Origin of the sequence: Wolbachia endosymbiont (group A) of Opomyza germinationis, from assembly GCF_964264765.1 — a bacterium.
GTDB lineage: Bacteria > Pseudomonadota > Alphaproteobacteria > Rickettsiales > Anaplasmataceae > Wolbachia > Wolbachia pipientis.
Genome location: NZ_OZ183482.1, coordinates 1312862 through 1325042, shown reverse-complemented (window position 1 = coordinate 1325042; position 12181 = coordinate 1312862). Strand labels below are relative to the sequence as shown.

Sequence of the window (12181 nt, the reverse complement as noted above, 5' to 3'; positions counted from 1 at the left end):
GTTTTAATGCTATAAAATAATTGTAAATTTTGTCTCCGTGGTAGCTTTATGAATGTTGAAAGTAAAAAAATACACGATGCTAAAATAAAATTACCAATATTTCTTGATTATCAATCTACTACTAAAGTAGATCCCCGTGTTTTAGAGGTGATGATACCTTACTTTGGTGAGTTCAGCAATGCACACTCTCGCAGCCATTCATTTGGTTGGACTGCTGAAGAAGCAGTGGAAAAAGCAAGGAAACACATCGCTGATCTGGTGAACGCAGATAGCAAAGAAATTATCTTTACCTCAGGTGCAACTGAGTCAAATAATACGGCAATCAAGGGCGTTGCTCACTTTTATAAAAATAAAGGAAATCATATAATCACTGTCTGCACGGAGCATAAGTGTGTTCTGGATTCTTGTCGGCATCTGGAAAATGAAGGCTTTAAAGTTACATATTTGCCTGTTAAGCAAAACGGAATTATAGATTTATCAAAGCTTGAGGAAGCAATTACTGATAAAACAATTTTGATTTCAGTAATGATGGTAAATAATGAAATCGGAGTAATTCAGCCTGTAAAGGAGATTGGTAAAATATGCAGAAAGCATAATATATTTTTCCATACAGATGCAGCTCAAAGCTTTGGAAAAGTTCCAATTGATGTTAATGAGATGTGCATTGATCTTATGAGTCTCTCTAGCCACAAAATTTATGGACCTATGGGAATAGGCGCATTATATGTACGTAGAAAGAATCCTCGTGTTAGGCTGATACCACTAATTAGTGGTGGTGGACAGGAAAGAGGCATGCGTTCTGGAACAGTTCCAACACCTCTTGCAGTTGGTTTTGGTGAAGCGGCACGTATTGCTAGAGAAGAAATGAAAAAAGAAACAACTAGAGTGGAAGAATTAAGGGATATTTTGTATAACAAGATAAAAGAAGCGTTTCCTGATATCGTTTTAAATGGTGATTATGAAAATAGAATTCCTGGCAACCTAAACTTGAGCTTTCCCTATGTTGAGGGTGAGTCTCTCATCATGGCAATCAAGGATTTAGCAGTAAGTTCTGGTTCTGCGTGCACGTCTGCGTCTCTTGAGCCTTCCTATGTAGTACGGTCGCTAAATAATGGCCATGACCTTGAGCATTCATCAATTAGATTTGGCCTAGGCCGATTTACAACTAGAGAAGAAGTTTTGTATGCAGCAGATCTTGTTGCTAAAAATGTTGGCCGACTGAGAGAAATGAGCCCACTTTGGGAGATGGTACAAGAAGGAGTAGATTTGAACACCGTGAAATGGGACTCTCATTAAATGTATCCGTTCCAACTGCAAATGCACTTTGAAATTACTCTGTACCGTTCACACTTAATTCTTCAATCTCACTAATAGAAAGGCCAGTAAATTTGACAATAGTGTTGACATCAACATTGTTAGCCAGCATTGCTTTTGCGACTTCGATTTTTCCTTCAATTTTCCCTTCCTCTTTACCGATTTTGATGCCTCTTTCTTCGCCAATTTGGATGCCTTTTTCAGTAGCAAGGTCAAGTCTGTATTCAAGAATGGCTTCTTCTTTCCGTAGATCCATTATTCTTTCTTCATAAGCTACTAAATCTTTTTCATTCCAGCTAAACCTGTCTAATTCATCGTAGGCTAACTTTATTATTGGTGCTTTTTCTGCTATTTTCCTTAAGTCTTCTTCCGTAGTTTCATCTGCATATTTGAAGAAAAATAACCAACGATCCACTATGCTTTCTAGCTGTTCTTCCTTATTCTTAGGAAATTTAGGTAGTTCAATAAATACAAATTGAAAATCTTTTAAGTCATGCTCATTGGTTTTCTCATCTCTTATAGTGTGGCTGGATATATAATCAAGCTTATCAGGAAATAAATTACAATTAGAGATAGCAATAAAGAAAACCTTCTTTAAATCAATGTACTTACCAGATTTATCAGCTTGCCTTGAGTAAGCCTTAGCAGCATATAGTTGAGCTCGTTTTTCGAAGCCTTTATCGCGAGTGAGCTGGTTAGGTAAGGAAGTAGTATTGCTACTACTCCCTCCCTTAGAAACGCAGCATGCAGGTTTCCCCACACTACGCTTGAGCCCCTTATCTAAGTCCTTCTTTTCTCGAACCGGCTTGTCCTTCATGATTCCTCAGAAAACATCATTCTTAATGGTGACACCAACAGTAGAGAACCTTCTCTTGAGAAAGAGCTTGCTAACATTTTTGTTTGTTTCACTCTTTCATCAAAATACTTTTTCCATTTTAAGTCAAGTGGATTTGCATCCGCCCTGATTTTAACATGTCGTCTGATAGGTATATCAATCAACCTAAGCAGTCTTAAATACCTTATCTCTTTCGGTTTGTTCTTGCATATGGGTGCAGCAAAGACCCATTGGCGTTGTTTCATTACCTTGAAGTAACGATTCTTTATCCAACGTAATCCTTTACGAGGATGTCTTTTCTTTGCCCATTTCCATAGAGCACACATAATTTCATGGTCTATTTTGTTAAAAGCTCTTTTCGCACACACATGGCTGTAGTAATTTCCCCATCCCCTTAATAGGGAATTGAGCAACTTGATTAGTACGGCCTGAGTGTTCGCTATGTTTGCCTTTATCAATGTACGTGCTTTATTAAGAAGTTTCTTAATACTTTCTTTTGAAGGTTTTATAATTAACTTCTTATTATACCTGCGTACATTACAACCAAGAAAGTCAAACCCTGTTGTAATAGATGTAATTTTTGTTTTCTCTTCGGAAAGGATAAGACCTCTCTCCTGAAGAAAGGACGATACTAGAGGTTTTACTTCATTTTCCAGTACTTCACGTGTGATTCCTGAAATGATAAAGTCATCTGCGTACCTGATTACATTTACTCCACTTCTGATTTTGCTTCTTCTTTTACTGCCAAGTTTACCAAATTGACTTTCCAATGATTTTTCAAGTCCATTTAGGGCTAGATTTGCTAGTATTGGAGAGATGATACTACCTTGTGGGGTACCTGCAGTTGTGGAATACAGAGTTTTTGATTCTAGGAAGCCAGCTTTTAACCAGCTATGAAGAATTTTCTTCTCCATAGGAATATGCTTCATGAGCCATTCATGGTTAATGTTATCAAAACACCCTTTAATATCACCTTCGAGTATCCATTGTAGTTGGTTACGGCTTGCCAGTAACAAGTGACAAGCCACAGTAGCGTCTGCGCAGGATCTTTTTGGTCTAAAACCATAAGAGTGACGATCACTGATCGTTTCAGCTATCGGTTCCAAAGCAAACAAGTATAATGCTTGCATGGCTCTATCTTTTATCGTAGGGATTCCAAGAGGTCTTCTTTTGCCATTAGACTTACTGATGTATATCCGTTTTAGCGGAGAAGGTTTGTATCCTCTTTGTTTTAATAGCTTTATTCCTTGAAATTTTGTGTTGCAAGTTGACCATATTTGACGATCTACACCTGCTGTGTTTTTTCCTTGGTTTTCAGTTACTCTCTTAACCGCCAAAGCTTTGCCGCTAAAAGAGCGTGTGAGAAGGTGTTGTAAAGTTTTCACCTTACCCCATCTGCCTTGTTGGACAGCCTTAACAATACGCCTCTGTAGCCTCATAACAACTTTTTGGCATTTCTTCCAGGGTAACTGGTTCCATGCTTCGGAGTTATTGGTAGGTGCACTTACAGTTGTACTTGTAATCATCTGCTTTCCTACCTTAAGTGGTTAACAAAGTTTCTTGTCATGAGGGACCAAATGGAAGTCTGCTCGTTTTCACGCGAATTAATGTTACAAATTCTATCCATTTCGTTACAAAATGGCATTCGCTTTCTCCATTATCCTTTACCTGCACATCCATCAGCATTCCTTGCGGGTTGCCTGCCATATAGGCGAAAATACAGGCTTATCCTGTTCCTTTTGTCATACAATAGTGGGTTAGGTGGCTTCTCTATACCGGTGGAATTATTATTTGCGTACATCCAGAAATGAAAAATGTAACTCATCCACATTACCTTTTGGTCGGAGCTTATCAGCATCTTTAGCTCTTTAATCGTTACGATACTTATGAAGCTTCACTTACGTTCACCATACCACTAAGCCTAGCCCTCCAACCACATGATGCTTGTAGTTTATGCTTTCTCTCACGATTGAGCATCTTCTTTATCAAGAGGAGGTTCATTGTCCGCGTCGCTCGGCACCAACTGGTTACCCAATTCGCACTGATGCGTAGACTCAGATGGCAAAACATCTGGTTCAATAAGCTTTAGAATCCTTTCAGTTTCTTTCTGAATGAATTCCTCTCCTTTTAAACAATATGACCGAAGGCTTTCAGGTCGCACCATTTCAATCACATACCTAGCCCCACTAGAGTCCCTGCAAAGAACATCAACTATACTTTGCTTATCAGAGGCAATTTCAGGATCCATTATAGTACTGAGGAATTCCACTTCTTGTATAGTATTTATCTCGGTAAACCCTAAAATATCATTCAAAAAATGTATGAGAATATTCTTATTTTTTTCAGTGCCAAATATTTTTTTGAAGGTTAAATCCAGCTTAGGGTCGAGAAACTTAGATAAAGCCATAGCCAAAGTGCTTAAAAATATTAATAATTATACACTATTATTAACAATTATTCAACCATATTTTTGAAGATAGCTATGCCGCCGCGAACCGTCATACCGCCGCGGTATCTCTAGATCCCGCTAACAAGCAGCGGGATGACGAATTACTTAACCGTCATACCACCGCGAACCGTCATACCGCGATTCATTCGCGGTATCTCGGCATAGATTCCGCTAACTAGTAGCGGAATGACGATTGTGTATCGTGTTTTGCTAAAAATCACAGAATGCAGTCTGGTTACATTACTCTAGCTATACGCAACAACTTTACTTTCAACAATTTTGTGAGCAATAATACGACTTTCATAATCAATATTTATTATATCAGATAGTGAATTAATATCAGTATAACTACCAAAACTTTCCATTGTTGATTCCACTACCTCTACTATTTTTAAAAAGCCGATTCGTGACTTCAAAAATTCATTAACAGCTATTTCATTTGCAGCATTGAGCACAATACTGTTTGTTTGTGGAGCAGAAGAGTTTAACACTGCCATGCTAAGCTTTAGCGCAGGAAAACGCTTATGGTCTGGTTCTTGAAAGGTCAATTTTCCTTGCTTTGTTAAATCTAATTTACGATTTAAAGCTGATCTTTCCGGCCAAGATAGAGCATATGAAATAGGAATTGCCATGTCAGTTTCTGCAAGCACAGCAAAGTTGAACCCATCCTTATAAGTTACAATTCCATGTACTATTGACTCAGGATGCACTATTGCTTCAATTTTATCCGGGCTGATATTAAACAAGTTATGTGCTTCTATTATCTCTAGTGCCTTATTCATCATTGTTGCGCTATCAACCGAGATTTTCTTTCCCATATTCCAAGTGGGGTGACTAAGCGCCTTATCTACCATAACATTTCTTAATTGCTCAAGGCTATAATTTAAGAATGGTCCACCAGAAGCAGTAAGTATGATCTTTTCTACGCATTTGTCGTCATTTTGCAAAATTTGAAAAATTGCATTGTGCTCAGAGTCAATAGGGATTATTTGTACATTTTTTTCTTTAGCTTTTTTGAGTAATAACTTTCCACCGCAAACAATGCTTTCTTTGTTTGCCAATGCAATGACTTTGGTACCGCTTTCTATAACTTCCATAACTGGCCCAAGGCCTGCAATGCCAACTATTGCAACAACTGAGAGATCAACAGGTATGGTAGCAATATTTGTAGCACCAATTGCTATTTTTACATCTGTACCAAGTAAACTTTCTTTCAAATCTTTGTAAAGCCTTTCATCGGAGATAGCAACATATTTTGCATTTAGCAGTTTTGCTTGGTGTGCCAGTAGAGCAAAGTTCGAATGGGCACTTAGTGCTTCCACTTGGTATTCTTCTTTTCTCTTTGAGAGCAAATCTACAGTCTTTTTTCCAACACTTCCTGTTGATCCCAAAACTGAAACCTTTTTCACTAAGACAAACTCATAACAACAGCAACTTTTCTTATTAGGCCTTCTTCCAACTATTCAATAGTTTTTAAGTGTTTAACCAAGTTCATGTCCGTGGTCATCGCCAACAGATGGTGAAGGACCAGGTGAAAAAGATTGACCATGGTGATCACCTGCATCATGCATGTCTTGCAAACCATCAGCATTATGAGCTATTTCGTTATTGGCATGAGGGTAATCATCTGAGTGATGTCCATCATCACCATGAGCCATATCCATTTCTTCTGATGGCATATCTTCCCCACCTCCACCTGAAAAATATTCTGCAAGGCCTTCAAGAAGTTTTATGCCAAACATATTACCTGACTTTCCAAACAATGTTACTAGACTACTGCCACTCACCAAACCTTCAAACACGTTACTATAAGCAGCAATTGCTCCTTCATGAAAGTTGAACAACCATTTCATTCCATCGACAACTGTTGAAACAGAGTCACTATGACCAAGACCAAAACCACTTTTCTCACCAGCAGCCTCTTGGTGTTGCTGCTGCGCTTGCCATTCTGCAATGTTTGGACCTTGAGCTTCACTCATAAATTTTTACTCTCAACCTTAAGCTATTATTTTATCACAAATATTGCAAAATATCAATAGAGCTTTTGAATATAGCTAATACAAACAATTTCTGTCATCCTATATATAGCTAAACTGACTTACGACAATTTGAAAAACGACAAATTCGTCATTCCGCTACTAGTTAGCGGAATCTATGCCGAGATACCGCGAATGAATCGCGGTATGACGTGTTAGCTATAGGATCCAGTTTGAAAAAAATCTGAATTCCAATGTTCACTACCTTTTACAAAGTTAAAACTTAAAAATATGACTGTTAGCAATAGTGTATATATCTTTAGCTATATATAATGAATGAATTTTTTTATATATTCGTTATTAGTATTTTGTATTTCCTGAACAGTTCCATGGGAAATGATCTCCCCTTCATATAATACTGCTATTTTATCAGCTATTTTAAATGCGCTATGAATATCATGTGTAATCGTGATAATTGTAGGGTTAAGATCTCTAGATAATTTTATTATTATCTCGTTTACTATATCTGACATAATTGGGTCCAATCCTGAAGTTGGTTCATCCAAAATAATGATTTCTGGATTGTGTGCAATCGCCCTTGCAAGTGCCACTCTTTTTTTCATTCCACCTGATAGCTCTATTGGAAACATATCTGCTATGCTTTCCTCCAGTCCAACATCATTTAACTTCTCGATTGCTAGCTGTTTTGCCTCTTTTTTGCTGATATTAAAGCGCTTTTTATAATTAAAAGATATATTTTCCCACACTGTAACGTAGTCAAATAAAGCGGAATTTTGAAATAAAACCCCAAATTTATTTTTGCTTTTACTATTTATTTTAACAGACCCTGAGTCTGGAGCAAGCAAGCCGATAATTGTTTTTGTTAATACAGATTTGCCGCTTCCTGAGCCACCAAGTATGACTAATGATTCCCCTTTTAATATATCAAAATTTAGATCTTTTAGTACTGTCCTATCATCAAAAGATAAGCTTAAGTTCAATATTGATATTATGGGGTTACGCATGTATCAAAGTAATCATGTAGTTTGCTAAAATGATCAGTATGGACGATAAAACAACAGTTGATGTTGTAGCAACACCTACTCCTCGTGCACCTTCTTTGCAATGGTAACCGTAATAGCAGCTTGAGACAGAAATTATGGCGCCAAATGCAGTTGCTTTTATTAGCCCAGTTATAAAATCATACGTATTAAAGAACTGAGCTGTGTGTTTAATGTATATATTTAAATTGTGGTTAAATTCGAAGACTGCAGTGATGCATCCTCCAAATATTCCTATTAAATCTGCACATACTGTAAGTATGGGAAATACTATGATTGACGCTAAAATCCTTGGTGCAATTAAATATTTGAAAGGGTTGATGTTCAAAGTTGTAAGGGCATCTATTTGCTCGGTGATGCGCATCGTACCAATTTCTGCTGCAACTGATGATCCAACCTTTCCTACCATTATTAAGCTGATCAAAACTGGTCCTAACTCTTTAATGATAGTGATCGTAACAAGTTTGGGTATTATCTGTTCTTGGTTAATTAATGGGTCACTCAAGCTACTTTGTAAAACTATCGCCGCTCCTATAAAAACTCCAGTGAGCCCAACAATTGGCAGAGAGAAAAAGCCTATCTCTATAATTTGTCTTGCTATGTTGCTAAAATAATATGGTGGCACAAGGCAGTGGTATAGAGATTGAATAAAAAATATGAATGCACTACCAAGCCTTAACAAAAAATTGATAAAGTACCTACCAATTATTCTAACACTATTTATATCAAAAAAGCTCACTTTGTATTCATTTTAGCTAGAGGTTAGTCTTACTGATTTTATTAAAATTTTTATTAACTTTATCGCAAAGTATAGCTGAGATATGTTTTAAGTTCAATATACTTGATGTTTTAATTTAAAGCTTAACCCAAGAAAGGTTTCCCTACGTCATACCGCCACGGTATCCACAACTGTACGAACGTTGTAGTTTGGGAGCAATTCCCACCAGTGGGCCAGTGCCCAGACACTGGGATGGCTTTGTTGCATCGCTACTTATGAAAGGCTAACTATAATTAGGATTATAAGCAACTTATTGAAAATCTTGTTTTTTTGCAATCAATCTGATCAAATTTAAGAATAGTAATTTGTTATTTATATTAATAAATTTAATTCTATTGAAAATAGCTAAAGCATTGAAATTCTTGAATTTTAGCCAGATTAGTGAGTGGTAGTGAAATTTCTTTTACTCAAATTTAGGTATTCACTGACCGTTCTTGTTATAAATACCAGAATAATAAGCTACTGATATTCCCTATCTTTTTTATCTTTAATCCATCATAGCTAGCGATGCAACAAAGCCCACTGGGATCCAGCTTCTATGCAACTTAATTAAAAACGTTTGTTTTAGCATAAGACAACTACCTTTAGCTCATCAGCTCAGTTATAAGCAAAATTTCTGGATTCCAGACTGGAATGACATCATCTGTTGTGCAATTTACCTTCAAAAATGAATGTTCGTACAGCTATGGATTCATTCGCGGTATAGATTCCGCTAACGAGTAGCGGAATGACGGTTTTTCAAATTGTAGAGCCACTTTAGCTATAGAACTCAATTACATAAGCAAACCTTACTTATTTTACTATCCCTGTTTACTTCCTGTAAAAAACATGTTACTAATGAATTGAATTTTGTAGTAGAATGGAGGAAGTTTTGGCAGTTCCAAAAAGAAAAAAGTCAAAGTCAAGGCGTAATATGCATCGTTCTCATCATGCTATTGAGCCTAAGAATGTTGTGGTATGTTCAACAACTGGGGAATTCATGTTGCCTCATAACGTAGCAGTTGATGGCAGTTACAAAGGAAAACGGGTTTTCATCAAGCAACAGGCAGAGTGACTATTATGATATGTTATCTACGGTCAATAATAATATAGTTATTGCACTTGACGCTATGGGGGGCGATTTTGCGCCTCTTTCCGTAATTCATGGTGCTGGTTTTTTTTTAGACAACCTTGTTGACCCAGGCATTAAAGTTTTTTTTCATATTTATGGAGATAAGGAAGAAGTATCTCCTTTGCTTTTGAAATATAAAAAAGTAAGTAACAATTCTGAATTTACTCATTGTTCTGACAATGTCCTTGCAAATGATAAGCCATCTTTTGCGCTGAGACATCGTAAAGACTCAAGTATGAAAGCTGCAATTGTTGCAGTGAAAGAAGGTAAAGCTTTCGGAGTGGTATCTTCAGGCAACACCGGAGCGTTGATGGCAATTTCCAGATTTATTTTAGGAACATTACCAAACATTTATCGTCCTGCTATTGCCTCTATCTGTCCAACTAAGACAAAAAGCTTCGCTTTGCTTGACCTTGGTGCAAATGTTGATTGTAATGCCGACTCATTATTTCAATTTGCGTTAATGGGTAGTATATTTGCAAAAATAGCATTAAAAATTGACAATCCTGAAGTTGCTTTGCTAAATATCGGCACAGAAGAAGTTAAAGGTAATGACTCAGTGCGCGGCGCTTTTGAGTTGCTTAAAAACGCTCCAGGCATTAATTTCAAAGGGTATATAGAGGCAAGTGAATTTTTAGAGGGTAATATAGATGTGATTGTTGCTGATGGTTTTGTTGGCAATGTAATGCTCAAAACGGCTGAGGCAACCGCTAGTACCTTTATCAATCTAATAAAGCAGGAAGTATTCAATTCGTGGATAGCGAAAATGCTTGTTGGTATATTGTTAAAATCCAAACTAAATAAAGCTTTAACGCGTTTTAATCCCAAAATTAGAAGTGGAGCTATGTTTTTAGGGCTGAATGGTATCATCATTAAAAGTCATGGAAATTCTGATGCTATTTCTTTTGCCCATGCCATAAAATTTGCAGTAAATGCAATTAGTGAAAATTTAAATCAAAAGATAATTAACGGGGTAAGTCATATTGAATAAAAGTTTCATATTAAGCACTGGATCTTACCTACCAAGAAAAATGTTGAGTAACAACGAAATTGCATCGATAGTTGAGACGAGCGATGAATGGATAAGGCAGAGAACAGGAATAGTTCAAAGGCATATAGCAGATGAAGGAGAACTAACGTCAGATCTAGCTGTAAATGCAGCAAAAAGTGCTATAGAAAAAGCTAAAATTTCAGTAGATGAAATTGACTTGATTATAGTTGCTACAACAACTCCTGATAAAACTTTTCCTAGCTGTGCAACGATTGTACAAAGTAAGTTAAAATGTAAAAACGCATTTGCTTTTGATGTACAAGCAGCATGCTCTGGTTTTATATATGCAGTTACAGTTGCTGATTCGCTCATAAAATCTAACAATAGAATTAAATATGCATTGGTTATAGGTGCTGAAATAATGTCTAGGATTGTTGATTGGGAAGATAGGTCAACTTGTGTACTCTTTGGTGATGGTGCTGGTGCAGTGGTGATGAAATCAGAAATGGGTAGAAGCGGCATCATATCAACAAACTTATACTCTGACGGCAATGTGGACATACTATGTACGAACGGAGGGATATCCTCAACTGGTGATTCTGGAAAAATATGCATGAATGGAAGAGAAGTGTTTAAACATGCAGTGGATAAGTTAACAGCCTCAGTAGAGGAAACTCTGAAATGCAATAATTTGAAAATCACTGATATTGACTGGTTAATTCCCCATCAAGCAAACATTCGTATTATTGAAGCAGTAGTAAAGAAATTAGATTTTCCTATAGAGAAAGTGATTAATACCGTTGATAAGCATGCAAACACCTCAGCGGCATCAATTCCACTGGCCTTAGACTATGCAATACAAGAATCAAAAATAAAATCAGGAAATCTGGTACTGCTGATTTCAATAGGTGCAGGCCTGACCTGGGGTTCCGTGTTGCTGCACTATTAGACTTCCTGCATTACCTCCTGTCATCCAAGTACCCTCTTTGTCATTCCAGTGCCTCTTTCTCCTGTCATCCCAGTGCCCTGACTACTTGGATCCAGAAAAAAGAATGGTGTCATGAAAGTAGCTGATACTGGTTTTCATCCAAGAGGGTGTAATCTCAGTGCCCTGACTACTTGGATCCAGGAAAGTTTGCTTGTAAGCAAGCAAACTAGCACAGAAAGTGGTTACAACATTTTCGATGAGATTATATGGAAAACTAGATCCCAGTGTCAAGCACTGGGATGACAAAAAAAGGAGCACTGGGATGACAGCAGTCCTACGTCATACCGCGATTCATTCGCGGTATCTCTAGATCCCGCTAACAAGCAGCGGGATGACGGTTGTCGTTTAGCCATAAATATTTAAGAAATTTACCAAATGAAAAAAAAGGCAAAAGAAGCCCTGGGGTTATTATCCGCTTTAAAATATTGGCGTTTTTTATGTTTTAAACGCTTGACAAGCGAGATTAAGCTGCTTTTAATTGCAACTAACTTACGCTGCAAACGTTTAAGAAATTTACTAAGCAGAAAAAAAGACAAAGAATCCCCGAGTTAGCTAGTCTTTTACTATCTCTGTCGAGTATTGGCATTTTTTGATGTCTTGTAACGCTTTGTAAGCGCGTTCAGCTTATTTAGATAAAAATCTAGATGTAGATGAAGTTTTGTAAAGACATACAGTATC

The 12181-nt window shown here is 37.0% G+C and carries 12 protein-coding genes and 1 pseudogene; 5 read left to right on the top strand and 8 right to left on the bottom strand.

Going from position 1 to position 12181, the window contains the following annotated elements:
* Positions 1-48 precede the first annotated feature (48 nt).
* On the top strand, positions 49-1296 hold the full coding sequence (locus tag ACFEL3_RS06650; RefSeq protein ID WP_010081919.1) for an IscS subfamily cysteine desulfurase: 1248 nt from the start codon (positions 49-51) through the stop codon (positions 1294-1296).
* 34 nt (positions 1297-1330) lie between these two features.
* On the opposite strand, the gene ACFEL3_RS06645 is transcribed toward ACFEL3_RS06650, so the two are convergent.
* The 8 genes and pseudogenes from ACFEL3_RS06645 to ACFEL3_RS06610 form a co-directional block, all read right to left on the bottom strand.
* Positions 1331-2131 (bottom strand): Rpn family recombination-promoting nuclease/putative transposase, encoded by an 801-nt coding sequence (locus ACFEL3_RS06645; protein WP_010962972.1) that lies wholly within the window; start codon positions 2129-2131, stop codon positions 1331-1333.
* Positions 2128-3675 carry a group II intron reverse transcriptase/maturase gene (ltrA, locus tag ACFEL3_RS06640; RefSeq protein WP_006280223.1) on the bottom strand — a complete coding sequence of 516 codons (1548 nt, stop codon included), beginning with the start codon at positions 3673-3675 and terminating at the stop codon, positions 2128-2130. Before ltrA ends, ACFEL3_RS06645 begins: the two co-directional genes overlap by 4 nt.
* Positions 3676-3712: 37 nt before the next feature.
* Complete coding sequence (locus tag ACFEL3_RS06635) at positions 3713-3856, bottom strand: hypothetical protein (RefSeq protein ID WP_173862902.1); 144 nt, start codon at positions 3854-3856, stop codon at positions 3713-3715.
* Between the two features lie 454 nt (positions 3857-4310).
* Positions 4311-4556: pseudogene (locus ACFEL3_RS06630) on the bottom strand (PD-(D/E)XK nuclease family transposase); the annotation flags it as partial.
* A gap of 287 nt (positions 4557-4843) precedes the next feature.
* Positions 4844-6007, bottom strand: coding sequence for a 1-deoxy-D-xylulose-5-phosphate reductoisomerase (gene dxr / locus ACFEL3_RS06625; protein ID WP_070356952.1), 1164 nt, complete (start codon positions 6005-6007; stop codon positions 4844-4846).
* Positions 6008-6079: 72 nt separating this feature from the next.
* Positions 6080-6577 (bottom strand): hypothetical protein, encoded by a 498-nt coding sequence (locus tag ACFEL3_RS06620; protein ID WP_010082318.1) that lies wholly within the window; start codon positions 6575-6577, stop codon positions 6080-6082.
* A gap of 320 nt (positions 6578-6897) precedes the next feature.
* Entirely contained in the window at positions 6898-7599 is a 702-nt protein-coding gene (locus ACFEL3_RS06615) for an ABC transporter ATP-binding protein (protein ID WP_006279859.1), read from the bottom strand.
* Positions 7592-8374, bottom strand: coding sequence for an MlaE family ABC transporter permease (locus ACFEL3_RS06610; protein WP_038199265.1), 783 nt, complete (start codon positions 8372-8374; stop codon positions 7592-7594). Before ACFEL3_RS06610 ends, ACFEL3_RS06615 begins: the two co-directional genes overlap by 8 nt.
* A gap of 910 nt (positions 8375-9284) precedes the next feature.
* Here ACFEL3_RS06610 and rpmF point away from each other — a divergent pair.
* The 4 genes from rpmF to ACFEL3_RS06590 all read left to right on the top strand — a co-directional run bounded on the left by rpmF (position 9285) and on the right by ACFEL3_RS06590 (position 11746).
* The gene (gene rpmF / locus ACFEL3_RS06605; protein WP_010962967.1) at positions 9285-9467 is read left to right on the top strand and encodes a 50S ribosomal protein L32; all 183 of its coding nucleotides are present in this window, start codon (positions 9285-9287) and stop codon (positions 9465-9467) included.
* A 10-nt stretch (positions 9468-9477) separates the two neighbouring features.
* Positions 9478-10515, top strand: coding sequence for a phosphate acyltransferase PlsX (gene plsX / locus ACFEL3_RS06600; RefSeq protein ID WP_038199264.1), 1038 nt, complete (start codon positions 9478-9480; stop codon positions 10513-10515).
* On the top strand, positions 10508-11464 hold the full coding sequence (locus ACFEL3_RS06595; RefSeq protein ID WP_010962965.1) for a beta-ketoacyl-ACP synthase III: 957 nt from the start codon (positions 10508-10510) through the stop codon (positions 11462-11464). Before plsX ends, ACFEL3_RS06595 begins: the two co-directional genes overlap by 8 nt.
* Positions 11465-11575: 111 nt before the next feature.
* Positions 11576-11746, top strand: coding sequence for a hypothetical protein (locus tag ACFEL3_RS06590; protein ID WP_265039588.1), 171 nt, complete (start codon positions 11576-11578; stop codon positions 11744-11746).
* Positions 11747-12181 lie beyond the last annotated feature (435 nt).

What these genes read in the sequence shown, in the direction of transcription:
- ACFEL3_RS06650 (WP_010081919.1), top strand. Translation starts at nt 49, where the DNA reads ATGAATGTTGAAAGTAAAAAAATACACGATGCTAAAATAAAATTACCA.
- ACFEL3_RS06645 (WP_010962972.1), bottom strand. Translation starts at nt 2,131, where the DNA reads ATGAAGGACAAGCCGGTTCGAGAAAAGAAGGACTTAGATAAGGGGCTC.
- ltrA (WP_006280223.1), bottom strand. Translation starts at nt 3,675, where the DNA reads ATGATTACAAGTACAACTGTAAGTGCACCTACCAATAACTCCGAAGCA.
- ACFEL3_RS06635 (WP_173862902.1), bottom strand. Translation starts at nt 3,856, where the DNA reads ATGGCAGGCAACCCGCAAGGAATGCTGATGGATGTGCAGGTAAAGGAT.
- ACFEL3_RS06620 (WP_010082318.1), bottom strand. Translation starts at nt 6,577, where the DNA reads ATGAGTGAAGCTCAAGGTCCAAACATTGCAGAATGGCAAGCGCAGCAG.
- ACFEL3_RS06615 (WP_006279859.1), bottom strand. Translation starts at nt 7,599, where the DNA reads ATGCGTAACCCCATAATATCAATATTGAACTTAAGCTTATCTTTTGAT.
- plsX (WP_038199264.1), top strand. Translation starts at nt 9,478, where the DNA reads ATGTTATCTACGGTCAATAATAATATAGTTATTGCACTTGACGCTATG.
- ACFEL3_RS06590 (WP_265039588.1), top strand. Translation starts at nt 11,576, where the DNA reads ATGAAAGTAGCTGATACTGGTTTTCATCCAAGAGGGTGTAATCTCAGT.